The sequence below is a fragment of the Citrobacter sp. Cb004 genome (genome assembly GCF_030337065.1).
Classification (GTDB): domain Bacteria; phylum Pseudomonadota; class Gammaproteobacteria; order Enterobacterales; family Enterobacteriaceae; genus Citrobacter; species Citrobacter braakii.
Window position 1 is genome coordinate 240,239 of sequence record NZ_JAOWCH010000065.1, and the last position, 22,489, is coordinate 262,727.

The following is a 22,489-nucleotide window of genomic DNA, read 5'->3' on the forward strand; positions in this document are numbered from 1 at the left end:
TGCAATATGGCCCCGATGGGGCCATTCGGAGAGAGCATGAAGAATTACGTACAGGATGGGCACACCATTGATTTAACTAATTCTGGTGCCGCGGCGATCGTCAGTGGTGCGCCAGTTATTGTTGGTGATTTGCTCGTAATCGCTATAGCGGATATCGCTGTTGGTGAAACAGGCACAGGCCTCACCAGTGGCGTTATGCAGTTGCCAAAGCTGGCTTCTGATGACATTGCCCAGGGTAAAACCGTGTATTTCAAGAGCGGAAAGATCCAACTGGATGCTACAGGTGCGACGCCCGCGGGGAAAGCCTGGCAGGCAGCGGGCGCGACCACCACTTCCGTGATGGTTCGTCTGAATGGCTAATCCCTTTGAGCAGATGGCTGCCCGCATGGATGCGGCTACGGTGAAACTAATGGCTGATACAGTCACGATCAACGGTGACAGCTTTGATGCTATCGAAAGCCAGTTTGTTGCTGAAATGGGGCCACTGGCGGGAGATGGTATGTCTCTGGTGGTGTTCTCAACATCTGCATCACCACGTAAGGGGGATGTTATTACCTGGAAAGGGAATGATTACATCGTCACCCGTAGGCAACATTTTAATGGAAAGCCGCAAATATGGATTGAATAGGAGGCATCATGTCCATCAAAGGACTTGAACAGGCTATCGCCAATTTGAACTCCATCAGTAAAACCGCCGTTCCCCGTGCATCCTCGCAGGCTGTAAACCGTATCGCTACCCGCGCTATCAGTCGCAGCACTCGTGAAGTATCAAAAGAAACCCGGGTGCCCAGGAAGCTGGTAAATCAGCGTGCCAGGTTAAAAAAAGCGACAGTACGAAAACCGCAGGCGACGATCAGGGTTAACCGGGGAAATTTACCCGCGATTAAGTTAGGTCCGGCAAGTGTACGTCTGTCCCGGCGGAAACGGGATAAAAATGGTGTGAGAAGTGAATTGCGGGTTGGACGCTTCCGTTTTCCTGGGGCGTTCATCCAGCAGTTAAACAGTGGCCGCTGGCATGTCCTTCAGCGAATCACTGCTGCACGTTACCCTCTGAAAGTTGTCAGTATCCCCCTTGCTGAGCCGCTGACAACTGCGTTTAAAGCCCAAAGCACAAAGTTAACGGAGACAGATCTCCCTAAAGAACTGGCCGCTACGCTTCGTAACCAACTTCGACTGGTGCTGATTAAATGAAACATCCGCAAATTCGTGCTGCGATCCTCGCCGTTCTTAAGGCTGGAATAGCAGAGCCTGTGACATGGTTCGATGGTCGTCCGGCGGTACTTGATCCCGAGGACCTTCCTGCGCTGGCCGTCTACTTAACTGATGCCCAGTCAACAGAAGATTCCATCGATGAAGATATGTGGCATGCCACGCTGCATATCGAAGTTTTCCTGAAAGCGGGCGAAACGGATTCCGCGCTTGATGGATGGATGGAAAGTCGCATTTACCCGCATTTAAACAATATCCCTGGCCTGGATGGTCTGGTCGAAACCATGTCACCACAGGGTTATGACTACCAGCGTGATGATGAAATGGCCACGTGGGGATCTGCTGATATGAAGTATTCACTCTCTTATACAATGTGAGGACGTAATGACTACACCAAACCCACTGGCACCGGTAAAGGGTGCCACCACCACGCTCTGGATTTATTCCGGATCGGGCAATCCCTTCGCTAACCCGGTATCGGATACCGACTGGACGCGCCTGGCAAAAATTAAAGACCTGCAGCCGGGTGAACTAACCGCAGAATCAAACGATGATACCTATCTGGATGATGCGGATGCCGACTGGACTGCAACTGCGCAGGGGCAGAAATCTGCGGGGGAGGCCAGTTTTACGCTGGCCTGGAAACCAGCGGAAAGTGGTCAACAGGATCTGGTTCGCTGGTTTGATGACGGCACCGTACTGGCTTACAAAATTAAATATCCAAATGGGGCCGTCGATGTGTTCCGCGGCTGGGTAAGTAGCCTTGGGAAAACGGTAACGGCGAAAGATACCATTACGCGCTCTGTCAAAATCAGCAACAACGGCAAGCCTGGTCTGGCAGAAGAAAGCTCCGTCGCTGTTATTGCGGTGACCGGCGTCAGCCTGGATAAATCGACCATCACCGTTGCGGTTGCTGCCACCACCACGTTGAATGTCACCGTGGCGCCAGCCAGCGCGAGTGATCAATCTTTCCGGGCCACCACCACGGATGCAGGTAAAGCCAAGGTGACTGTCGCCGGTACGGTGCTGACGGTAACCGGCATTGCCGCCGGAACCGCTGACATTATCGTGATGACCAACGACGGGCTTTTTGTCGCGACCTGTAAAGTCACCGTTTCCTGACTACCGGGGCTGTAGCCCCGCTTTCTGGAGTAACCCATGTTTTTAAAAAGTGAACCGTTCGAACGTAACGGTAATACAGTCACTCTCTACGAGCTGTCGGCGCTGCAGCGTATTGAGCATCTTGAACACCTGAAAACGCTGGAAAGTATCACCGATGCCGACATGCAGGCGGCGATGGATATGACGATTAAATCTGGCGCACTGCTGGTGTCCATGTCTTTATGGCATGGACATCCCCTGAAAGGAACGCACAAAACGCCGAAAGAAGACGTTGAACAGATCCAGAATGAAGTGCTGATGACCTGGCCGCTGGAGATTGTTTCCGCTGCAGAGTACAGCGTGAAGCTGTTGTCCGGCATGGTGACGCTGCAGGAAGCGAATGATCCGGAGGATGTCGCTGTAACTGAGTCGGTCAGTCTGGAAAAGTCCTCGCCAGTGAGCTGACATTCGTCCTGAAACTGGCGCGTGAATTTCGCCGCCCGGACTGGCGCGCCATGCTTGCTGGTATGTCGTCAACGGAATATGCCGACTGGCGGACGTTCTACCAGGACAATTTTTTTAATGATGTGCAACTGGATGCACATTTTTCCTCGCTGATGCATATCGTCATTACCGCGCTTGACCCCAAAACCACATCAACCCCTGCCAGCTTCAGCCTGCTTTCACCTTCTGCGGAGGATATTGCCGACGATGAACCCGGTGATGCTGTGCTGATGGCAAAGGCCGAGGGCATTTCAGGAGGTGTTCGCTATGGCCCAGACGGCAGTGGGTGACCTGGTCGTTAACCTTGACGTTAATTCGTCAAAGTTCAACGAGCAGATGGAGTACGTAAAAAGGCAGTTTAAGCAGACGGGTGACGCAGCGAATGACTCTGCGCTGAAGGTGCAGCAGTCATTTACCCGCCAGGAGAGCGCCGCGAAGAAGGCCGGTATTTCTGTCGGCCAGTACAACGCGGCGATGCGTATGCTGCCTGCGCAGTTTACGGATATCGCCACCCAGCTGGCCGGTGGTCAGAGTCCGTGGCTTATCCTGCTGCAGCAGGGCGGTCAGGTGAAAGACTCCTTCGGCGGCATTATTCCGACCTTTCGGGCGCTGCTGGGCACCATATCGCCAGTGATGGTGGGGGTTGGCGCGCTGGCTGCCGCCACTGGCGCGGTGGTTTACGCCTGGTATCAGGGCTCGTCCACGCTGTCTGATTTCAATAAAACGCTGGTTCTGTCCGGTAACACTGCCGGGCTGACCTCAAACCGCATGCTGGTGCTGGCGAAATCTGGCGAGCAGGCGGGACTCACGTTTAACCAGACCAGCAGTGCGCTGACGGAGCTGGTTAACGCCGGAGTGCGTGCCGGTGCCCGGTTCGATGAGATGAGCCAGGCGGTAGCGAAATTCACCGATGCGTCGGGTGTGCCGGTCGATAAGGTGGCAGCGGCATTCGGCAAACTGACGAACGATCCGACCTCTGGTCTTATTGCCATGGCGCAGCAGTTCCACAACGTTACAGCGGAACAGATTGCTTATGTGGCGCAGCTGCAGCGTGCCGGTGATGAGGCCGGGGCTCTACAGGCAGCTAATGATGCGGCGACAAACGGTTTTCGCGAGCAGACAAAGAGTCTGCGCGACAATATGGGGTCGATTGAGACTGCTGCCGACAGCCTGAAGCGTGCCTTTAAATCGATGTGGGATGCGGCTCTCGATATCGGGCGGCCTGACACCACGCAGGAGATGGTTGCCAAAGCGGAAGCGGCCTTTAAGCGGGCGGATGAAATCTGGAATCTGCGTAAAGGTGATGGTTATGTCAATGATGATGCGCGTGCCAGCTACTGGAACGATCGGGAGTCTGCCCGCCTTGCACTGGAAATGGCGCAGCAGCAGGCCAGTGTGGCAAAGGCCACTGAGGATAATGCCGCCCGCGAGGCGGTGATTGAATCTGACCGCCAGAAGTATGCCGCGCAGGCGCAGTCGAATTATGCAAAGACGCAGACTGCGCTGGAGAAGTACACGGCCCGTCAGAATGAACTGAACAAGGCGCTGAAGGACGGACGGATCCTCCAGGCTGACTACAACATCAATCTGGAAGCTGCGAAAAAAGAATACGACGACTCGCTGAAGAAACCCAAAGCCCCTTCAGCGGTAAAAACACCTGCAGGTGTAAAAAGTGTCGATACTGCCAGCGCGCAGACGCTGGAGCTGGAGGCGCAGTTACGCACTCTGCAGGAGCATAAGAGCATCACGGATACCATCAGCCAGCAACGGCAGGAGTTGTGGAAACAACAATCCCGCTTTTCGGTGCTGGAAGAGGCCGCCAAAAAGCGCGCGCTGACCGCCGATGAAAAATCGGTGCTGGCGAACAAAGACGAGGTACTGGCGCGGGCCGAAGTGAATGCCCGGTTGGGCGATCAGATTGTTGCCCAGGAACGGTTAAACCGCCTGCAGGACAGCTCGCAGAAGTACGTTACCCAGATTGGGGAGAAAACCCGGGCGCTTGTGGCCGGGGGCAGCATGAGCAGTCGCGGCGCGCAGCGGCAAAACGAAGAGGCACAGCTGCGGCAGGGCTGGATGAATGCCGGCGGTACGGACACCGATCAGGGTTATCAGAACGAACTGGATGCACTGAAGAAATATTATGCCGCACAGGACGAGCTCCGCGGAAACTGGCAGGCTGGGGCGAAATCAGCGTGGGCTGACTATGCCGATTCAGCAGCTGATGCCTATGGTTCGATGAAGTCCGCTGCTTCAGCCACATTCGATGGTATCAGCCAGAATATGGCCGATATGCTGACGACAGGGAAAGCAAACTGGGCAGATTTCACCCGTTCCACGTTGTCGATGCTGACGCAGATCCTGATGAAGCAGGCCATGGCTGGCCTGGTCAGTTCTGCCACGTCAGCGCTGGGTTTTGCTGGTGGTGGTTATACCGGGTCCGGCGGCAAGTATGAGCCTGCAGGTGTGGTGCACCGTGGAGAGTTTGTCTTTACGCAGGAAGCCACCAACCGAATCGGTGTCGGCAACCTTTATCGCATGATGCGCGGCTATGCGACAGGTGGTCTGGTCGGGGGGAGTGGCCGTGGCGTTGCTTCTCCTTTTGGTGTCAGCGTGTATGCGCCGGTTTCGGTTACAACAGGCCAGGGGGATTCCGGTCAACAGAAAGGAAGCGGCGATGCGTTGGGGAAAGCCTATCAGCAGGTGATCAACAGCTCCATCAGGGACGGTATCACCAGGGAAGTCCGGCCCGGTGGCATCATCTGGAATGCAACAAAACAGAGGTAAGCAATGGCGATCGAGCATTTTGCATGGCGGATTAAAGCATCCAGCCAGCCGACCTTGAAAAGTAAGGATACCATCCGTACGGCGCAGTTTGGTGATGGCTATAAGCAGGTTTCAGGTGCCGGGCTGAATGATGAAACGCTAAGTTATGAGTTTTCATTTACCGGCGAACCGCAAACCGTCCGGGATATTTATGCTTTCCTGCGGCGCCATAAGACGAAATCATTTTCGTTTACCCCGCCAGGCGGTGATCTTGCGCTGTGGCGCGTTGAGGCAGAAAGCCTGCAGCGCGTCACCAAAAGTAAAACAGTGGAAACCGTATCAGCCACCTTTGAACAGGCGTTTGCACCATGAGCTTAAACAGTGATTATCAAAAACTTGAGCCGGGCAATGTTGTCCGGCTTTTTGATGTCGATGGCACCGCATTTGGTGTTTCCGACGTTCTCCGCTTCCACGCCCACAATATTGCCCACACTCCCGATGAAATTGCCGCTGCTGGTGGAGATGAAAATAAGCTACCGGCGAAATCGATCTGGTGGCAGGGGCAGGAATATAAAGCCTGGCCCTGCCAGATAGAGGGAATTGAGACTGCGACCGACGGGACCAGTGCGCAGCCAACGCTCTCGGTCGCTAACCTGGATAGTTCCATTACGGCGCTGTGTCTTGCTTATGATGACCTGCTGCAGGCAAAGGTCACCATTCATGACACACTGGCGCAGTATCTGGATGCGAAAAACTATCCGGAGGGCAACCCGTCTGCGGATCCTCAGCAGGAAAAGCTGAAGGTGTTTTACATAGACGCCAAGAGCACTGAAACCAACGAGGTGGTGGCGTTTACGTTGTCCAGTCCGATGGACCTGCAGGGGCTGATGATCCCGACGCGCCAGTTACATTCGCTTTGTACCTGGTGCATCCGTAACAAATACCGCTCCGGTGATGGTTGTGACTACGCCGGAACTCGCTATTTCGACAAACTTAATAATCCTGTTACCGATCCTTCGCGCGATGAATGTAACGGCACGCTCACCGCGTGCAAATTGAGGCATGGCGAGGGGAACGAGTTGCCGTTCGGTGGTTTCCCTGGCACATCCCTGATCAGGAGTTGATATGCGTCAGAAAATTATCGACGCCATTATGGCGCATGCCGCTTCTGAATATCCCCGCGAATGCTGCGGCGTAGTGGTGCAAAAAAGCAGGGTGCAGCGGTACATTCCTTGCCGTAATCTGGCAACCGATCCGACAGAGCATTTCCACCTGTCGCCGGAAGATTATGCCGCTGCCGAAGACTGGGGAACAGTGATTGCCATTGTCCACAGCCACCCGGATGCCACGACGCAGGCGAGCGAACTTGATAAGGCACAGTGTGACGCTACGTTACTTCCCTGGCATATCGTCAGCTGGCCGGAGGGGGATGTACGTACTATCCAGCCGCGGGGCGAGCTGCCGCTACTGGAGCGACCATTTGTGCTTGGTCACTTCGATTGCTGGGGGCTGGTAATGAGTTATTTCCGGCAAACGCATGGCATTGAGCTGACGGATTACCGCGTGGATTATCCCTGGTGGGAGGATAGTTACCCCGAAAACTTCTACCACGATTGCTGGTATGAGTGCGGATTCCGTGAATTCAATGGCGTACCGCAGCCAGGCGATATGGTTATCATGCAGGTCCAGGCTAATAAGTGGAACCATGCAGGGATCCTGCTGGAAGGTAACATGTTACTACACCATCTTTATGGCCATTTGAGTCAGCGTGTGCCATATGGCGGTTACTGGCAGGAACGGACGATGAAGGTTCTACGGTATAAGTCTCTGTGCTAATCTTTTGCATTATCAAAAGGGGATAGGGATATGAAAAAAAACATATTATTGATTTCATTACTGGGTTTATTTGGTTGTAGTGCATCTTCCTTACAAGAAGGACAGCCTATTTATTCTGGTCATACCTCAAAGAGTGCTGCCCAACTCAACAAATGCATGTCCCCTAAGTGGCAGGAACTGCATCCACAGGCTACAAGTATAGAAACTGAAACTGGATATAGAATATCAGCCGCTGATGATTTATTCGGTGTTCTTTCGATGGCTATTATTCAAGATGGCTCTGAGGGAGGGGCCGATGTGAAAGTCTATGCTGCAAATAGAGGTATAGGTGACCCGTGGGGTAAAATTGCGCGATCATGCATTTAATTTATTTCTGTTTTTCAAAGCCACGTTAGTGGCTTTTTTATTGGGGTAAATATGCAAGAAATAATGACTAGGATTGAATTAGGTGGCGCGTTAGGTAAAGTATTTGGTAGAACCCATTACAGACTAATACGAACAACAGCAGAGGCTATCAATGCATTATCAAAAACAATTTATGGATTTGAACAATATTTAAATACGAGTAAAAATCGTGGTCTAACGTATGCTGTATTCAAAGGGAAAAGAAATATTGGGAAAGATGATTTAGGTTTTCCAGTTACAGGAGAGGTGATAAGAATTATCCCTGTTGTGATTGGCAGTAAAAAGGCAGGCCTACTTCAAACAGTTTTAGGGGCTGTACTTGTTGTTGTTGGTGCTTTGGGGGCTACTATCGGCCAAGCATGGGGCGGTGCAGCTTGGGGCCCTGCCGCTATGAAAATAGGCGCTGCAATGATGCTTGGTGGTGTTGTTCAAATGCTTTCGCCACAGCCAGCAGGACTTGCCAGCAAACAGGATGCCGAAAATCGGGCATCGTATGCATTCGGTGGTGTAACTAACACTGCTGCTCAGGGTAACCCTGTGCCAGTGCTTTATGGTAAACGTCGTATTGGAGGCGGGATCATATCTGGAGGGATTTATGTCGAAGATGCTCTTTAATGTGGGTATAATAGAAAGATGCATTAAGGAGGATACATGAGTTTAGATTCAATTCTTATTTCCAAAGCTATTATGCAGCTTAAACAAGAAACAGATCCAATTAAAGACTATTTATTTCCTGTTTTAATGTCGTTTTTTTCTGCATTTTTAGGTGGTGTGGCAGCATATTTTTTTAATTTAAGGCAGGAGCAGAGAAAACATGAAAAGGATAATTTTACTGCTGCAAGCAAAATAATTACAAATGTTTTGTTGGCGCTTAATAACTTAGTTGCGATTAAGAGTAATTACTGTGGCATGGAATCCAAAGATCCATTGTTTAGAGCTCTATCAATGCCAACGCTAATCATGAATGATATTAGACTTGAAGTTGATTTGTCTTCTCTAACATTCATTAAAAATGTACCAACAGCAAATAAGAATATGTCTGAAAGGCTGAGTGATTGGCTTAGGTATAGGGTATTAATGTTAAAAAAGAAATCACCTTCACCTGAAGAAATGAGTAAATCTTGGCGTAATTTTAATAGATTGGGAGCGTGTGTTAATAATTATAACTATGTTCTAGAACTATTGAGGATAAGGTCGGTCCTTGATGCTGAAATTAGAACTGCATTAGTTGCTAAAGAAAATGAGTTGATAGACGGACAGTTAAAACATGGTATTGGACTCTCGTTTGAAACGATTTGTAATACAATAGGTCGTGAAAGGCTTGTTAAATACATAGATTTAACGGAAACAATTATCTCCATTGTCGATAGTGTACTAAAGGAATTTGATTCATTCATTTTTGAGTTTCCCATTGTAGCAGAAAGTAATATCGAACTATCGAAAGTTGGGAGAGGAGTAAGAATGGTAAGAGTTAAAAATACGAGGCCATTATATATTAAATGTATAGTTCCAATAACTCCACCTGATTTTGAAAAGGTTGCACAGTTAACAGGTATGCCAGTAGAACAAGCGAAAAGTAAATATACATTCTCTGACTGGTATTAATAGTTCAAATCATGAAGTGAGTTAGAAAGCCACCTTATTGGGGTCAGTCCATATGGTGGCTTTTTTGTGGGTAAAATATAATGAAAAGGCAAATTACAGGACAGAAAGGTGGGGGAGCAAAGCAACGCGTTCCTACCGAACAACCAGATGATCTGCAATCTGTAGCGAAGGCCAAAATCCTCGTTGCGCTTGGGGAAGGGGAATTTGCAGGGCAATTAACCGGAAAAAATATCTACCTGGACGGCACGGCGCTGGAAAACGCCGATGGCTCCCAAAACTTTAGCGGCGTGACGTGGGAGTTTCGCGCGGGAACTCAGGCACAAAATTACATCCAGGGCATTCCCGGTACCGAAAACGAAATCAACGTTGGAACTGAAGTATCAAGCGCAACAGCCTGGACGCGTACCTTCCCCAACACCCAACTATCAGCCGTTCGCCTGCGACTGAAATGGCCTTCTCTGTTTAAGCAGGAGGACAACGGCGATCTGGTAGGGTATTCCATCAATTATGCAATAGACCTGCAAACTGATGGTGGGACCTGGCAAACCGTTCTTAATACCAGCGTAACCGGCAAAACAACGTCTGGTTATGAGCGCAGCCACCGTATTGATTTACCGCAGGCTGGCAGCACCTGGACAATCCGACTGCGTAAGATTACCGCTGATGCAAACAGCGCTAAGATCGGCGACACGTTGACGCTGCAAAGCTTCACGGAAGTGATTGATGCCAAGCTGCGCTATCCGAACACAGCGCTGCTGTACATCGAATTCGACTCAAGTCAGTTCAATGGTTCGATTCCACAGATATCCTGTGAACCACGTGGCCGGGTGATCCGCGTGCCTGATAACTATGACCCCGATACGCGGACTTATAGTGGTACATGGCAGGGCGCGTTTAAGTGGGCCTGGACCGATAACCCGGCGTGGATATTTTACGATCTGGTGATTACCGATCGCTTTGGTCTGGGTAATCGCCTGAGTGCAGCCAACATCGATAAATGGACGTTGTACCAGGTATCGCAGTATTGCGATCAGCCGGTACCGGATGGAAAGGGTGGAAGCGGGACAGAGCCACGCTATACCTGTAACGTCTATGTTCAGGAGAGGAATGACGCTTACACTGTGCTGCGTGACTTTGCGGCTATATTCCGGGGTATGACGTACTGGGGCGGTGATCAGATTGTGGCGCTTGCCGATATGCCGAGAGATGTGGATTACGCTTACACCCGCGCTAACGTTATCGACGGACGCTTTACCTATTCCAGCAGCACGACAAAAACGCGGTATACCACAGCGCTGGTTTCCTGGTCTGATCCGGGTAACGCCTATGCGGATGCGATGGAGCCGGTATTTGAGCAGCCTCTGGTAGCCCGGTACGGATTTAATCAGCTGGAAATGACAGCCATCGGCTGTACCCGGCAATCAGAAGCGAACCGAAAGGGGCGCTGGGGTATTCTCACCAACAATAAGGATCGTGTTGTTTCGTTTGATGTTGGCCTGGACGGAAACATTCCGCAGCCGGGATACATCATCGCCGTGTCAGACGAGCTTCTGTCCGGCAAAGTTATGGGTGGCCGCATCAGTGCTGTTAACGGTCGCGTGATAAAACTTGACCGCGTAGCTGATGCAGCAGCAGGCGAACGCCTTATTATCAATCTTCCCTCCGGTGCGTCACAGAGCAGGACTATTCAGGCGATTAATGGGGAATCAGTCACAGTCACCACGGCATACAGTGAGACACCACAGGCCGAAGCTGTATGGGTGGTTGAGTCAGATGAACTCTACGCCCAGCAGTATCGAGTTGTCGGCGTCTCCGATAATGATGATGGCACTTTCTCTATTACCGGCGCATGGCATGACCCGGATAAATATGCCCGTATCGATACCGGAGCCATCATTGACCAGAGGCCCGTGAGTGTAATCCCGCCGGGTAACCAGTCGCCGCCGGCTAACATTGTGATCAGCTCGTTTTCAGTGGTGCAGCAGAATATCAGCGTCGAAACCATGCGTGTGAGCTGGGATCAGGCGCAGAATGCTATCGCCTACGAGGCACAGTGGCGCCGCAATGATGGTAACTGGGTAAACGTGCCGCGCAGCTCCACCACCTCATTTGATGTATCGGGTATTTATGCCGGGCGCTACCTCGTGCGTGTGCGTGCCATTAATGCCGCTGAAATTTCCTCTGGCTGGGGCTACTCCGAAGAGAAAAGGCTGACGGGCAAGGTGGGAAATCCACCGAAACCTGTCGGCTTTACGACAACGCCGATCAACTGGGGGATTCGCCTGAACTGGGGATTCCCGGCTAACACCGGGGATACGCTGAAAACGGAAATTCAGTACACCGCGAACAGTGATTTCTCTAATCCTCTTTTGCTGTCGGATGTGCCTTATCCGTCAGCCGAATACACCCAACTGGGACTGAAGGCGGGACAGGAGTTCTGGTACCGCGCGCAGCTGGTTGACAGAACGGGTAATGAATCAGGCTGGACCGACTGGGTTCGTGGTGTATCCAACGCGAATGCTGACGACTACCTGGGCGATATTGCTGATGACTTCCTGACGTCTGCAGACGGTGACCGCCTGACAGGCGACATTGATACCAACCTCGAAGCCGCATTGCAGAACGCGCTGGCCAACCATGCAACCGTGGAACATCAGTGGGCGCAGTACGGCGAGGTGCGCGCGGAAATTCTGGTGGTCAAAACGACCATCGCCGATGTGAATCAGGCGATGGCGGAAATGTCCACCCAGGTGCAGGCGCAGTTCAATAATGTAACTGCCGCGCTGGAGGATAAGCTTACCGCCGTGGTTGATGCTACAGGGGCATCTGCAATTTACACCCTCAAAACCGGAGTCCGGATTAACGGAGTCATGTATAACGCCGGGATGTCGATTGCGGTGCTGGCGGAATCGGGCAAGCAGGTAGTCACCCGTGTCGGGTTTAACGCCAATCAGTTCGTCCTGATGAGTGGCAGCGGCAATACGCAATATTCACCCTTTGCGGTGGTCAATGGTCAGGTCTTTATCAGTGATGCATTTATCCAGTATAGCCAAATCACGCTGGCAAAAATTGGCGAGCTACGGTCAGCTAACTATGTCCAGGGGAAAACCGGCACCATCATGAAATCAGACGGAACGTTTGAAGTGAATGGAGCAGTTGCCGGGGAGGGGGCAATGAAAATCACCAACACAACCCAGAGCGTTAAGGACGGGAATGGCGTTCTTCGCGTGCAAATTGGGAAATTAACAGGAGTGTTTTGATGGAGTGGGGGATACAGACCTGGGACGCTAATGGCGTCCCTAATAACTACGGAATCAAACCAATCAGCGTAGTTGGTATAATCGACCTGTTAGTGGATCAGAAAACCGGCTCTTATTCTTTCAACCTGGAACCGGGCCTGAAAGTTGGCTTTACAGTAGGGACTGCGGAGGCAGCAAGTTTGATTGCGTACACAAACAAAAGAAACATTCTTGCTTCCGGTAACACAATTACAATTCAGCCATCAACGGGCGACGGTATTAACGACTATCCTGCAAATCAGGTTCAGCTGATTGTTTTTGCGGAGAAGGTGTAATGGCAAAATATGGTGTTTTGCTAGCGTTACCCAATGGGAATCCTTTTGTTACTCCGGATTCCACACCATTGACGTTGTATAAAAAAGTGTCGCTAAATTCCAGATATAGTAGTGACTTTAACTCTGCGGTTATTGAGGAAAATATTGCGAATCAAAAGGCAGGAATTGTATTCGCAAGAACCAGTGCTGCGGCAGAAATATCATCTGTAAAAAAAGGAAATTTATTCACTGTTTCTGCCTCTAACTACAGAAGGTCAGCCTTTACTCTTGAAGCTTACTTTTTCGCAATAACCCCACAAACCTTACCCAGTCACGGTATCGCTATATGGGACGCATCAGGCACACTGGTTCTTACAAACGAATCAAGGGTATTGACAGATCTGACAACTATCGGGACGCCTGGAGCGGCTACGGGTGGAATTAATATCGATGTCACAATGCCGGGGAAATGGGCCGTAAATCCGATGGGGCTGGGTTCTGTCATCATCCACGCTGGTTCTGCACCAGGTGGACAGCCAATATTTCAGTCCGTTGATGTGGGGACGGGTTGCCATGACGACACTGGTGGTACAAGAATTAGGGGGCAAAGTTCAACCACCGCCAGTGGTGCCACTATAGGGTCAACGAATAGCGGAATTGTGATAACGGCGATAAACACAGCCGCATATGATTAAACCGATCGATTTAAACGATCAATTTTAGAATATTGATCTATTAAAACTATTTTTATTATTCAATGCTATTGATTATTTTTGTTTAAATAATTAGTTCTGGTGTCGAAATGAAAAATATAATCATTCCAGTTATTGTCTGTCTGGGGCTTTCAGCATGTTCAGGACCTGTTCTTGAGAAACAGAAACCGGTTTGTCAGGCTGAGTTTGTGTCTGGCGGTCTGCCCCAGTCGGTGCATATTTACGGTGTGCGAAAAGTTGCTAATCAGATTGAGTACAGGGCCGGTTATCCCTTTAACTGGCGATGGGTGAATAAAAGTAACTTCACCAGTTCGAATTGCCCTCAATGAAATACCAAAAAATAACCCGCTCCGGCGGGTTTTTTATTATCTGAATTCAGGAGATATCCATGTCAGCAGGAACTTTAACCCTGACGAATAACTCTGCTGCTGTTTCCGGCAGCGGAACCGCATTTACCACAGAACTGGCGGCCGGTGATTTCGCTGTCGTTACAGTGGGCGGTATTCCTTACACCCTGCCGGTTAAGACCGTCAACAGCAACACATCACTGACACTGGTGAGTAATTTCACCGGGCCTACTCAGTCAGGCTCGGCCTGGTCCGCAGTCCCGCGTGTAGCACTGAACATGGTTACCGCCGCGCTGGTGACTCAGAGTACGGAAGCACTGCGCGGACTGAATTATGACAAACAGAACTGGCAGCTTGTCTACAGTGCAACGGGCACAATTACCGTTAAGCTTCCTGATGGCTCATCATTCACAGGTCCGTCCTGGAAATATCTGGCGGAAAATGTTGTTAACAAAAGCTCATCGAATACCTTTTCAGATGAAAACATATTCACTAAAGCAGGGGCTTGTGTAACGCTACAAAACACCCTGTCAAATACAAGCTATATCCGGTTCAGAGATGCAACCAACAATGTCGATCTGGCTTTTTTAGGTCGTGGAACGGCAAACAGTGATGTTGTGTCTCTTTACGGGCTTAAGGGTAATAACAGCTTTGACCTGAGAGGAGATGGCACCAACTACATCAGAGGAGCAACGACGTTCAATGCCCAGATAACTGCAGATGGCGGAATGGTTGCGCGCGGTGGTGGGGCAACTATAAAAACACAGGGGAGTCAGGCCGCCGGCTCCTATATCCGGTTTGAAGATGCGTCCGGTAATCAGTACGGATTTATTGGTAATCCGGCGAATACTTCCGGGGCGTTGTCGTTCTATAATTTTTCCAATAACAACAGTTTCGAACTGCGACAGGATGGTACGAATTTTGTGCGCGGGAATACAACGTTTAACGGCAGCGTGACCTGCGTGAGTCTAACGCAAACGTCTGACCGCGACCTGAAGGAAATGATAGAACCCATAGAAGACCCGCTGGAAAAAATCAGTTTGCTGACCGGGGTTACTTTTCGCTGGAAAGATAATGAGTATCCGTCTGCCGGGGTAATTGCTCAGGACGTTATGAACGTGCTTCCTGAGGTGATTGCATGTGCAGAGGATGATGAAGGTAACCGGCACCTTGCTGTTGAGTACTCAGGTCTTGTTGGGCTATGCATCGAGGCAATTAAGGCCCAACAAAAGCAGATAGAATCTTTAAAGGTAATAATCAGAGGCAGCGCTTCAGGAATCGCTAACAGTAATGGAGTGTGAGGGCAGGGTTGCCGCAACCACGCCGTATGCAAGAGCATGATTGCGGCCGACAGGCGAACGTTCGATAGTGCGAGTATTGAATGATTGCCAGTCACGGCGGATTGTACTTAAGCAATATGACGGTTCAAGGCGTTTAATCTGAAACCAGCCACATATCAGCCTCTTCAAACATTTCCTGAACAGTACGGCTTATCTGTTCCTTTTCATGCTTGCTGGCGTTAGTGTTGATCGCCGGCAGTGTCATCATCGGTTTAACCCTAACATCAGCATCCGGGAAAATCCGGTGAACCCTCCTGGTCAATTCGCCCAGAATGATATCTTTAGCACCTGGCAGACCAACAAAATTCCTTTTGTCATAAACGAGTTCCACGAACATTGCTCTTTGCCTCTTTACTGTATGGATATACAGTATTTATACTGTGTTTTTATCCGGTATTCAAGAGAGGGCGTGATGATGCCACGACGCAGCGATATTGAAATAGCCTGGTATGCTTCGATACAGCAGGAACCAAATGGCCGGAAGACCGTCACCACGCAACGGTTTGTCCAGGAACTGAGCAGGGTTAACTGGAACTGGACGATGAAGCAGGCCAACGAATGGATCGAGTGGTATGTGACAACATTCCGCGATGTATCAACGCAGGAAGGCGAGAACCGTACCTTTCAGTTGTTCAATCCAAACGGAGGGCTATAGCCATGGGCTTTCCTTCACCTGCGGCAGATTATGTTGAAACAAGGATCTCCCTCGACCAGCAGCTAATCAGCCAGCCTGCAGCGACGTATTTCATGCGGGCATCGCGTTCACATTTCAGGGAAGGGATAATTCAGGGCGCGCTGCTTGTTGTAGATGCGTCACTTACTGCCTGTGATGGTTCGCTGCTGATATGCGCAATAGACGGGGAGTTCAGAATCAAGCGATATCGGACTCATCCTCAACCCCACCTGGTTAATCTGGATAACGGGAGAAGGGAGGCGCTGCCAGTAGATGATGATGGCTACAGTTCTGCACCCGCTATATTCGGGGTGATCACTTACATCATTAATGATGCCAGGAACGCGGAGTTTGATGACTGCCCGGTGATGTAATCACATTGGCTGTATTAGTTCGGATCCCTGATTTTTCACATTCCCGACGGCACGCGTGACGGCGTGCCATATAAATTTATCAGCCGGCACGGAACCATCGGCTGCAATTTCCGCAGCTTCTTTCCCTCCAACGTCCTGCCTCATCCATTCGCGGGCAGCATCTGGTGACACTACCAGTGGCCGCCTGTCGTGAATATCTACCAGTCCTTTGTCTGCAGCAGCCGTCACTATCAGGAATCCTTCTGCTTCATCTCCACGTTCGAATGGTGTGCTGCCGATCGCCGCCATGAAAATCGGTTGGCCATCGGCTCGATGAATGAAGTAGGGCTGCTTTTTGTCGCCTTCCTTTTTCCACTCAAACCAGCCATCAGCAAAGCAAATTGCGCGACCGTGTTGCCACAGAGGCTTAAACATTCTGCTGGTGGCCGCAGTTTCAGAGCGTGCGTTAATTAGTGGTGGTTTATCCCACCGTCCGGGGGCGTATCCCCAGATAACTGGATCAAGATGGAGTTTCTCGTCACGTTCGCTCAGAAGCAGAACCTTGGTTCCGGGCGCAACGTTGAAACGTCCGATCGGTTCAGGATCATATGGAATGTCTCGTTCGACTTCGTCAGCGAGAAGGACGAGATAGTCTTCACGCGTCATTGACTGTGAAAAGCGTCCACACATAGAAACCTCCTAATTTACAACAGACAGAAAGTATAGAAGTTATAGGCAGCGGACGGTCGGTTTATGGGGCAAGGATGGGACAAAAATGCCAGTTATGGGGCATGAATGGGACATTATTGCACACATGAAGTTTACCGAATTTCATGTGATGCTATTTTTTAATGCTTTGAATATACAAAAGAAAACACATGCTCTTGGGCGTTCTTTAGTGATTTTTAAAATGCCCGCGTCACGCAGTTAAAGTGGCGGGCATACTCTTCAAGGCTGGAGATCCCCAGACGCACCCATTTGGGATGCGCCCACTGGGGTAAACCGATATAAATCATAGCGCTCGCAGGATCTCATCCACGCTGCGTACGCGTGCGATACGCGGGAAAATATGCGTCATGCTGCTCTGATGTTGCTCAGCGCTGGCGGCACTACAGGCGTTTTCTGCAACGATCAGATTAAAACCCAGCTCCCACGCATTTCGCGCCGTCGACTCCACGCCAATATTTGTGGAAATGCCGCACAGGACGATGGTCTCGATGCCCCGACGACGCAGTTGTAATTCCAGATCGGTGCCGTAGAAAGCTCCCCACTGGCGTTTGGTCACTTCGAGGTCGCTGGCGCATTTACCCAGAGCGCTCGGGTAATTCCACCAGTTTTCGGGTAACGCTTTGGCCGGAGCGTGAGCATCAACTGGCTGTTTCAGCGCTTCGGCATAATCGTCAGACCAGCCGACGCGCACCATTACCACCGGGGAACCGTGGGCACGGAATTTTTCCGCCAAATGCGCGGCGCGGGCAACCACGTCGTTTGCCGAGTGTGGGCCGCCAGCGAAAGGCAGGATACCTTCCTGTAGATCAATAACAACAAGAGCGGTTGTTTTTGCGTTCAGTTCCAGCATGATCACTCCAGTAAAAAAAGAATTCCGTTACACCTTAATCGCGAATCAGTGTGAAAGGGACGACAATTTTTGTTATTTTTTGTGAGATTACGCAATGCCCGTCCAGGAAACAGGCGTACAGTCAGTACCGGACTTATCGTGCGGCAGAATTTCCAGTATAATAGCCGCCTTTTTTCATTCAGTTGTGACATTCAGCTAAAGCTGCGACTTCGTCACCTGCGAGACAGGTGACAATCCGCCTGCGGCAAAGTTAAGGGATATCTCATGCGTACAGAATATTGCGGACAGCTACGTCTGTCCCACGAGGGGCAGCAGGTGACTCTGTGTGGTTGGGTCAACCGTCGTCGTGATCTTGGTAGCCTGATCTTTATCGATATGCGCGACCGCGAAGGTATCGTGCAGGTATTTTTCGATCCGGACCGTGCGGATGCGTTAAAGCTGGCCTCCGAACTGCGTAATGAGTTCTGTATCCAGGTTACGGGCACCGTGCGTGCGCGTGACGCGAAAAACGTCAACGCCGATATGGCGACTGGCGAAATTGAAGTGCTGGCCTCCGATCTGACCATCATCAACCGTTCAGACTCGCTGCCGCTGGACTCTAACCATGTAAACACTGAAGAAGCGCGACTGAAGTATCGCTACCTGGATCTGCGTCGCCCTGAAATGGCGCAGCGCCTGAAAACGCGTGCCAAAATTACCAGCCTGGTGCGTCGTTTTATGGACGATCACGGATTCCTCGACATCGAAACTCCGATGCTGACCAAAGCTACGCCGGAAGGCGCGCGCGATTACCTGGTTCCTTCTCGTGTTCATAAAGGTAAGTTCTACGCGCTGCCGCAGTCTCCTCAGCTGTTTAAACAGCTGCTGATGATGTCCGGTTTTGACCGCTACTATCAGATCGTAAAATGCTTCCGTGATGAAGACTTACGTGCTGACCGTCAGCCTGAATTTACTCAGATCGACGTTGAGACTTCCTTCATGACCGCGCCGCAGGTGCGTGAAGTGATGGAAGCGCTGGTGCGTAACCTGTGGCTGGAAGTTAAAGGTGTGGATCTGGGTGATTTCCCGATCATGACCTTTGCCGAAGCCGAGCGTCGTTACGGTTCTGATAAACCAGACCTGCGTAACCCGATGGAACTGGTTGACGTTGCCGATCTGGTGAAAGGCGTTGAGTTCGCCGTGTTCTCTGGTCCGGCGAATGATGCGAAAGGCCGCGTAGCTGCCCTGCGTGTACCGGGCGGTGCGAGCTTAAGCCGTAAGCAGATCGACGATTACGGTAACTTTATTAAGATTTACGGCGCGAAAGGTCTGGCTTACATCAAAGTCACCGAGCGTGCGAAAGGCCTGGAAGGCATCACCAGCCCGGTTGCTAAGTTCCTGAACGCAGAAATCGTAGACGCGATTCTGGAGCGTACCGGTGCGCAAGACGGCGACATGATTTTCTTCGGTGCCGACAACAAGAAAGTGGTTGCCGACGCGATGGGCGCGCTGCGTCTGAAACTGGGCAAAGACCTGAACATTACCGACGAAGCCAAATGGGCGCCGCTGTGGGTTATCGACTTCCCGATGTTTGAAGACGATGGTGAAGGCGGTCTGACCGCGATGCACCACCCGTTCACCGCGCCAAAAGACATGACTGCCGCTGAGCTGAAAGCTGCGCCGGAAGACGCGGTTGCCAACGCTTACGATATGGTCATCAACGGCTATGAAGTGGGCGGTGGTTCCGTGCGTATTCACAACGGTGATATGCAGCAGACCGTATTCGGCATTCTGGGCATTAACGAGCAAGAACAGCGCGAGAAGTTCGGCTTCCTGCTGGATGCGCTAAAATACGGTACACCGCCGCATGCGGGCCTGGCGTTTGGTCTGGATCGCTTGACTATGCTGCTGACCGGTACTGACAACATTCGTGACGTTATTGCCTTCCCGAAAACCACGGCTGCAGCATGTCTGATGACTGAAGCGCCAAGCTTTGCCAATGAAGCCGCGCTGGCGGAACTGAGCATTCAGGTTGTTAAGAAGGCCGAGAATAACTGATATGAGATATAAACAGCCTGTCTCGGTGTTAGTCGTGATTTATGCAAAGGACACCGGGAGAGTGCTGATGTTACAGCGACGCGACGATCCTGATTTCTGGCAGTCGGTCACCGGCAGCCTTGAAGAGGGTGAAACCGCGTCGCAAGCCGCGATGCGCGAAGTAAAGGAAGAGGTCGCCATTGATGTTGCGACTGAGCAACTGACCTTAATTGACTGTCAGCGCACGGTGGAATTTGAGATTTTTAGCCATTTACGTCATCGCTATGCGCCGGGAATTGAGCGTAATACTGAATCCTGGTTTTGCCTGGCACTTCCCTCTGAACGAGAGATCGTGTTCACCGAACATCTGACCTACCGTTGGGTTAATGCGCACGAAGCCGCGCAGTTAACCAAGTCGTGGAGTAACCGGCAGGCGATTGAAGAGTTTGTAATTAACGTCGCCTGAGAAGGCGCGCTTTTTGGAGAGATTATTTATGGCAGGTCATAGTAAATGGGCCAACACCAGACATCGTAAAGCAGCGCAGGATGCTAAACGCGGTAAAATTTTCACCAAAATCATTCGTGAACTGGTGACGGCAGCCAAACTGGGCGGCGGCGATCCGGATGCTAACCCACGTCTGCGCGCCGCGGTTGATAAAGCGCTGGCAAACAACATGACCCGTGACACCCTGAACCGTGCAATCGCGCGTGGTGTTGGTGGCGACGATGATGCGAACATGGAAACCATCATCTATGAAGGTTACGGTCCAGGCGGAACAGCCGTTATGATTGAGTGTCTGTCTGACAACCGTAACCGTACCGTTGCGGAAGTGCGTCACGCATTCACTAAAACGGGCGGCAACCTCGGTACCGACGGTTCCGTAGCTTACCTGTTCAGCAAAAAAGGCGTGATCTCTTTTGAACAAGGCGACGAAGACGCCATTATGGAAGCGGCACTGGAAGCGGGCGCTGAAGACGTTGTGACCTTCGACGACGGCGCGATTGACGTTTACACCGCGTGGGAAGATATGGGCAAAGTGCGTGATGCGCTGGAAGCGGCTGGTCTGAAAGCGGACGCGGCTGAAGTGTCTATGATCCCCTCCACCAAAGCGGATATGGATGCAGAAACGGCACCGAAGCTGATGCGTCTGATCGATATGCTGGAAGACTGCGACGACGTGCAGGAAGTTTACCACAACGGCGAAATCTCCGATGAGGTTGCTGCAACGCTCGAATGATGTGGTTAAGCCATAAACTAACAGGAGATGCGTGATGTCTATCATTCTCGGCATTGATCCGGGGTCGCGCATCACCGGTTATGGCGTAATCCGTCAGGTCGGCAGACAGCTGACCTACCTCGGTAGCGGCTGCATTCGCACCAAAGTCGACGATCTTCCATCACGTCTGAAGTTGATTTATGCGGGCGTGACGGAAATCATCACCCAGTTCCAGCCCGACTATTTTGCCATTGAGCAGGTCTTTATGGCGAAGAATGCCGACTCGGCGCTAAAGCTGGGGCAGGCGCGCGGCGTGGCAATCGTTGCGGCTACCAATCAGGATCTTCCGGTCTTTGAATATGCGGCCCGCCAGGTAAAACAGACCGTGGTAGGTATCGGCAGCGCGGAAAAAAGCCAGGTTCAGCATATGGTGCGCACGCTGCTAAAACTCCCGGCAAATCCACAGGCGGATGCCGCGGATGCGCTGGCGATTGCTATTACCCATTGCCACGTCAGCCAGAACGCCATGCAAATGAGCGAGTCGCGGCTGAATCTGGCGCGAGGTCGGTTACGTTAGTGACAAATGAGGCTGGATATCTATCCAGCCTTTTTTTATGATAGCGCATTACCTTTTAGCCCTTAACGCAGGAGCGTCACGTGATAGGCAGACTCAGAGGCATCATTCTTGAAAAACAACCCCCGCTGGTCCTTCTGGAAACCGGCGGAGTAGGCTATGAAGTCCATATGCCGATGACCTGTTTCTACGAGTTGCCGGAAGCCGGGCAGGAAGCGATTATCTTCACCCATTTTGTGGTGCGTGAAGACGCTCAACTGCTATATGGTTTTAACAACAAACAAGAACGCACGCTGTTTAAAGAGTTAATCAAAACCAATGGCGTGGGGCCGAAGCTGGCGCTGGCGATCCTCTCCGGTATGTCTGCACAGCAGTTCGTTAATGCCGTTGAGCGCGAAGAGCTTGGCGCGCTGGTGAAATTACCGGGCATAGGTAAGAAAACCGCAGAGCGTTTGATTGTGGAAATGAAAGACCGCTTTAAAGGCCTGCATGGCGATCTCTTCACGCCGGCGGCGGACCTGGTCCTGACCTCTCCAGCCAGTCCTGCAACGGATGACGCCGAGCAGGAAGCGGTTGCTGCGCTGGTGGCGTTAGGCTATAAACCACAGGAAGCCAGCCGCATGGTGAGCAAAATTGCTCGCCCTGATGCCAGCAGTGAAACTCTGATTCGTGAAGCGCTTCGCGCGGCATTGTGAGGTAAA

Annotated in this window: 28 protein-coding genes and 2 pseudogenes; 25 read left to right on the forward strand and 5 right to left on the reverse strand. The window is 51.3% G+C overall.

Features of this window, described 5'->3' with window-relative positions; translation table 11 throughout:
* The first annotated feature begins 36 nt into the window (after positions 1–36).
* From OGV65_RS16755 to OGV65_RS16845, 19 genes are all read left to right on the forward strand, one after another.
* A complete protein-coding gene (locus tag OGV65_RS16755; RefSeq protein ID WP_267447720.1) occupies positions 37–360 on the forward strand; it encodes a DUF2190 family protein in 324 nt (107 codons plus the stop codon).
* A complete protein-coding gene (locus OGV65_RS16760; RefSeq protein WP_286455229.1) occupies positions 353–628 on the forward strand; it encodes an ATP-binding protein in 276 nt (91 codons plus the stop codon). Before OGV65_RS16755 ends, OGV65_RS16760 begins: the two co-directional genes overlap by 8 nt.
* Positions 629–636: 8 nt before the next feature.
* Positions 637–1,191, forward strand: coding sequence for a phage tail protein (locus OGV65_RS16765; protein ID WP_286455230.1), 555 nt, complete (start codon positions 637–639; stop codon positions 1,189–1,191).
* Positions 1,188–1,586 (forward strand): phage minor tail U family protein, encoded by a 399-nt coding sequence (locus OGV65_RS16770; RefSeq protein WP_286455232.1) that lies wholly within the window; start codon positions 1,188–1,190, stop codon positions 1,584–1,586. The genes OGV65_RS16765 and OGV65_RS16770 overlap by 4 nt, the downstream gene beginning before the upstream one ends.
* Before the next feature lie 7 nt (positions 1,587–1,593).
* Positions 1,594–2,331, forward strand: coding sequence for a phage tail protein (locus OGV65_RS16775; RefSeq protein WP_286455233.1), 738 nt, complete (start codon positions 1,594–1,596; stop codon positions 2,329–2,331).
* A 36-nt stretch (positions 2,332–2,367) separates the two neighbouring features.
* Positions 2,368–2,775, forward strand: coding sequence for a phage tail assembly chaperone G (gpG, locus tag OGV65_RS16780; RefSeq protein WP_286455234.1), 408 nt, complete (start codon positions 2,368–2,370; stop codon positions 2,773–2,775).
* 50 nt (positions 2,776–2,825) lie between these two features.
* Complete coding sequence (locus OGV65_RS16785) at positions 2,826–3,104, forward strand: phage tail assembly protein T (RefSeq protein ID WP_008322441.1); 279 nt, start codon at positions 2,826–2,828, stop codon at positions 3,102–3,104.
* The gene (locus tag OGV65_RS16790) at positions 3,082–5,598 is read left to right on the forward strand and encodes a phage tail tape measure protein (RefSeq protein ID WP_286455235.1); all 2,517 of its coding nucleotides are present in this window, start codon (positions 3,082–3,084) and stop codon (positions 5,596–5,598) included. Before OGV65_RS16785 ends, OGV65_RS16790 begins: the two co-directional genes overlap by 23 nt.
* A 3-nt stretch (positions 5,599–5,601) precedes the next feature.
* Complete coding sequence (locus OGV65_RS16795) at positions 5,602–5,949, forward strand: phage tail protein (RefSeq protein WP_003826213.1); 348 nt, start codon at positions 5,602–5,604, stop codon at positions 5,947–5,949.
* A complete protein-coding gene (locus OGV65_RS16800) occupies positions 5,946–6,701 on the forward strand; it encodes a phage minor tail protein L (protein ID WP_286455236.1) in 756 nt (251 codons plus the stop codon). Before OGV65_RS16795 ends, OGV65_RS16800 begins: the two co-directional genes overlap by 4 nt.
* 1 nt (position 6,702) lies before the next feature.
* Positions 6,703–7,413, forward strand: a complete 711-nt coding sequence (locus OGV65_RS16805) for a C40 family peptidase (protein WP_286455237.1) — start codon at positions 6,703–6,705, stop codon at positions 7,411–7,413.
* 30 nt (positions 7,414–7,443) lie between these two features.
* Complete coding sequence (locus OGV65_RS16810) at positions 7,444–7,779, forward strand: hypothetical protein (protein WP_286455238.1); 336 nt, start codon at positions 7,444–7,446, stop codon at positions 7,777–7,779.
* Positions 7,780–7,830: 51 nt separating this feature from the next.
* Entirely contained in the window at positions 7,831–8,433 is a 603-nt protein-coding gene (locus OGV65_RS16815) for a tail assembly protein (RefSeq protein WP_286455239.1), read from the forward strand.
* A gap of 36 nt (positions 8,434–8,469) precedes the next feature.
* Entirely contained in the window at positions 8,470–9,423 is a 954-nt protein-coding gene (locus OGV65_RS16820) for a hypothetical protein (protein ID WP_286455241.1), read from the forward strand.
* A gap of 80 nt (positions 9,424–9,503) precedes the next feature.
* On the forward strand, positions 9,504–12,683 hold the full coding sequence (locus tag OGV65_RS16825; protein ID WP_286455242.1) for a TipJ family phage tail tip protein: 3,180 nt from the start codon (positions 9,504–9,506) through the stop codon (positions 12,681–12,683).
* The gene (locus OGV65_RS16830; RefSeq protein ID WP_071667525.1) at positions 12,683–12,997 is read left to right on the forward strand and encodes a hypothetical protein; all 315 of its coding nucleotides are present in this window, start codon (positions 12,683–12,685) and stop codon (positions 12,995–12,997) included. The genes OGV65_RS16825 and OGV65_RS16830 overlap by 1 nt, the downstream gene beginning before the upstream one ends.
* The gene (locus tag OGV65_RS16835; RefSeq protein WP_286455243.1) at positions 12,997–13,671 is read left to right on the forward strand and encodes a hypothetical protein; all 675 of its coding nucleotides are present in this window, start codon (positions 12,997–12,999) and stop codon (positions 13,669–13,671) included. The genes OGV65_RS16830 and OGV65_RS16835 overlap by 1 nt, the downstream gene beginning before the upstream one ends.
* 107 nt (positions 13,672–13,778) lie before the next feature.
* Positions 13,779–14,018 carry a phage exclusion lipoprotein Cor gene (gene cor / locus OGV65_RS16840; protein WP_286455244.1) on the forward strand — a complete coding sequence of 80 codons (240 nt, stop codon included), beginning with the start codon at positions 13,779–13,781 and terminating at the stop codon, positions 14,016–14,018.
* A gap of 59 nt (positions 14,019–14,077) precedes the next feature.
* Positions 14,078–15,337 (forward strand): tail fiber domain-containing protein, encoded by a 1,260-nt coding sequence (locus OGV65_RS16845; protein WP_286455245.1) that lies wholly within the window; start codon positions 14,078–14,080, stop codon positions 15,335–15,337.
* A 133-nt stretch (positions 15,338–15,470) separates the two neighbouring features.
* Here OGV65_RS16845 and OGV65_RS16850 read toward each other — a convergent pair whose 3' ends face one another.
* On the reverse strand, positions 15,471–15,713 hold the full coding sequence (locus tag OGV65_RS16850) for a DinI family protein (protein WP_286455246.1): 243 nt from the start codon (positions 15,711–15,713) through the stop codon (positions 15,471–15,473).
* 90 nt (positions 15,714–15,803) lie between these two features.
* Positions 15,804–15,887, reverse strand: a pseudogene (locus OGV65_RS16855) (DinI family protein); the annotation flags it as partial.
* 146 nt (positions 15,888–16,033) lie between these two features.
* Here OGV65_RS16855 and OGV65_RS16860 point away from each other — a divergent pair.
* Positions 16,034–16,423 (forward strand): HumD family translesion DNA polymerase, encoded by a 390-nt coding sequence (locus tag OGV65_RS16860; protein ID WP_199400317.1) that lies wholly within the window; start codon positions 16,034–16,036, stop codon positions 16,421–16,423.
* On the opposite strand, the gene OGV65_RS16865 is transcribed toward OGV65_RS16860, so the two are convergent.
* The 3 genes and pseudogenes from OGV65_RS16865 to OGV65_RS16875 form a co-directional block, all read right to left on the reverse strand.
* Positions 16,424–17,092 carry an SOS response-associated peptidase gene (locus tag OGV65_RS16865; protein WP_286455247.1) on the reverse strand — a complete coding sequence of 223 codons (669 nt, stop codon included), beginning with the start codon at positions 17,090–17,092 and terminating at the stop codon, positions 16,424–16,426.
* A gap of 230 nt (positions 17,093–17,322) precedes the next feature.
* Positions 17,323–17,418, reverse strand: a pseudogene (locus OGV65_RS16870) (DUF72 domain-containing protein); the annotation flags it as partial.
* On the reverse strand, positions 17,415–17,981 hold the full coding sequence (locus OGV65_RS16875; protein ID WP_235117135.1) for a hydrolase: 567 nt from the start codon (positions 17,979–17,981) through the stop codon (positions 17,415–17,417). The pseudogene OGV65_RS16870 and the gene OGV65_RS16875, both read right to left, overlap by 4 nt.
* A 264-nt stretch (positions 17,982–18,245) precedes the next feature.
* On the opposite strand from OGV65_RS16875, the gene aspS reads away from it, so the two are divergent.
* The 5 genes from aspS (at position 18,246) to ruvA (ending at position 22,483) form a co-directional block, all read left to right on the forward strand.
* Positions 18,246–20,018, forward strand: a complete 1,773-nt coding sequence (gene aspS, locus OGV65_RS16880) for an aspartate--tRNA ligase (RefSeq protein WP_016153415.1) — start codon at positions 18,246–18,248, stop codon at positions 20,016–20,018.
* Position 20,019: 1 nt separating this feature from the next.
* On the forward strand, positions 20,020–20,463 hold the full coding sequence (gene nudB, locus OGV65_RS16885) for a dihydroneopterin triphosphate diphosphatase (RefSeq protein WP_016153414.1): 444 nt from the start codon (positions 20,020–20,022) through the stop codon (positions 20,461–20,463).
* Between the two features lie 28 nt (positions 20,464–20,491).
* Positions 20,492–21,235 carry a YebC/PmpR family DNA-binding transcriptional regulator gene (locus OGV65_RS16890; RefSeq protein ID WP_286455248.1) on the forward strand — a complete coding sequence of 248 codons (744 nt, stop codon included), beginning with the start codon at positions 20,492–20,494 and terminating at the stop codon, positions 21,233–21,235.
* A 34-nt stretch (positions 21,236–21,269) separates the two neighbouring features.
* The gene (gene ruvC / locus OGV65_RS16895; RefSeq protein ID WP_003034867.1) at positions 21,270–21,791 is read left to right on the forward strand and encodes a crossover junction endodeoxyribonuclease RuvC; all 522 of its coding nucleotides are present in this window, start codon (positions 21,270–21,272) and stop codon (positions 21,789–21,791) included.
* A gap of 80 nt (positions 21,792–21,871) precedes the next feature.
* Positions 21,872–22,483 carry a Holliday junction branch migration protein RuvA gene (gene ruvA, locus OGV65_RS16900; protein ID WP_016153412.1) on the forward strand — a complete coding sequence of 204 codons (612 nt, stop codon included), beginning with the start codon at positions 21,872–21,874 and terminating at the stop codon, positions 22,481–22,483.
* Positions 22,484–22,489 lie beyond the last annotated feature (6 nt).

Coding starts and splice junctions, on each gene's coding strand:
- OGV65_RS16755 (WP_267447720.1), top strand. CDS start 37: ATGAAGAATTACGTACAGGATGGGCACACCATTGATTTAACTAATTCT.
- OGV65_RS16760 (WP_286455229.1), top strand. CDS start 353: ATGGCTAATCCCTTTGAGCAGATGGCTGCCCGCATGGATGCGGCTACG.
- OGV65_RS16765 (WP_286455230.1), top strand. CDS start 637: ATGTCCATCAAAGGACTTGAACAGGCTATCGCCAATTTGAACTCCATC.
- OGV65_RS16770 (WP_286455232.1), top strand. CDS start 1,188: ATGAAACATCCGCAAATTCGTGCTGCGATCCTCGCCGTTCTTAAGGCT.
- OGV65_RS16775 (WP_286455233.1), top strand. CDS start 1,594: ATGACTACACCAAACCCACTGGCACCGGTAAAGGGTGCCACCACCACG.
- gpG (WP_286455234.1), top strand. CDS start 2,368: ATGTTTTTAAAAAGTGAACCGTTCGAACGTAACGGTAATACAGTCACT.
- OGV65_RS16785 (WP_008322441.1), top strand. CDS start 2,826: ATGCTTGCTGGTATGTCGTCAACGGAATATGCCGACTGGCGGACGTTC.
- OGV65_RS16790 (WP_286455235.1), top strand. CDS start 3,082: ATGGCCCAGACGGCAGTGGGTGACCTGGTCGTTAACCTTGACGTTAAT.
- OGV65_RS16795 (WP_003826213.1), top strand. CDS start 5,602: ATGGCGATCGAGCATTTTGCATGGCGGATTAAAGCATCCAGCCAGCCG.
- OGV65_RS16800 (WP_286455236.1), top strand. CDS start 5,946: ATGAGCTTAAACAGTGATTATCAAAAACTTGAGCCGGGCAATGTTGTC.
- OGV65_RS16805 (WP_286455237.1), top strand. CDS start 6,703: ATGCGTCAGAAAATTATCGACGCCATTATGGCGCATGCCGCTTCTGAA.
- OGV65_RS16810 (WP_286455238.1), top strand. CDS start 7,444: ATGAAAAAAAACATATTATTGATTTCATTACTGGGTTTATTTGGTTGT.
- OGV65_RS16815 (WP_286455239.1), top strand. CDS start 7,831: ATGCAAGAAATAATGACTAGGATTGAATTAGGTGGCGCGTTAGGTAAA.
- OGV65_RS16820 (WP_286455241.1), top strand. CDS start 8,470: ATGAGTTTAGATTCAATTCTTATTTCCAAAGCTATTATGCAGCTTAAA.
- OGV65_RS16825 (WP_286455242.1), top strand. CDS start 9,504: ATGAAAAGGCAAATTACAGGACAGAAAGGTGGGGGAGCAAAGCAACGC.
- OGV65_RS16830 (WP_071667525.1), top strand. CDS start 12,683: ATGGAGTGGGGGATACAGACCTGGGACGCTAATGGCGTCCCTAATAAC.
- OGV65_RS16835 (WP_286455243.1), top strand. CDS start 12,997: ATGGCAAAATATGGTGTTTTGCTAGCGTTACCCAATGGGAATCCTTTT.
- cor (WP_286455244.1), top strand. CDS start 13,779: ATGAAAAATATAATCATTCCAGTTATTGTCTGTCTGGGGCTTTCAGCA.
- OGV65_RS16845 (WP_286455245.1), top strand. CDS start 14,078: ATGTCAGCAGGAACTTTAACCCTGACGAATAACTCTGCTGCTGTTTCC.
- OGV65_RS16850 (WP_286455246.1), bottom strand. CDS start 15,713: ATGTTCGTGGAACTCGTTTATGACAAAAGGAATTTTGTTGGTCTGCCA.
- OGV65_RS16860 (WP_199400317.1), top strand. CDS start 16,034: ATGGGCTTTCCTTCACCTGCGGCAGATTATGTTGAAACAAGGATCTCC.
- OGV65_RS16865 (WP_286455247.1), bottom strand. CDS start 17,092: ATGTGTGGACGCTTTTCACAGTCAATGACGCGTGAAGACTATCTCGTC.
- OGV65_RS16875 (WP_235117135.1), bottom strand. CDS start 17,981: ATGCTGGAACTGAACGCAAAAACAACCGCTCTTGTTGTTATTGATCTA.
- aspS (WP_016153415.1), top strand. CDS start 18,246: ATGCGTACAGAATATTGCGGACAGCTACGTCTGTCCCACGAGGGGCAG.
- nudB (WP_016153414.1), top strand. CDS start 20,020: ATGAGATATAAACAGCCTGTCTCGGTGTTAGTCGTGATTTATGCAAAG.
- OGV65_RS16890 (WP_286455248.1), top strand. CDS start 20,492: ATGGCAGGTCATAGTAAATGGGCCAACACCAGACATCGTAAAGCAGCG.
- ruvC (WP_003034867.1), top strand. CDS start 21,270: ATGTCTATCATTCTCGGCATTGATCCGGGGTCGCGCATCACCGGTTAT.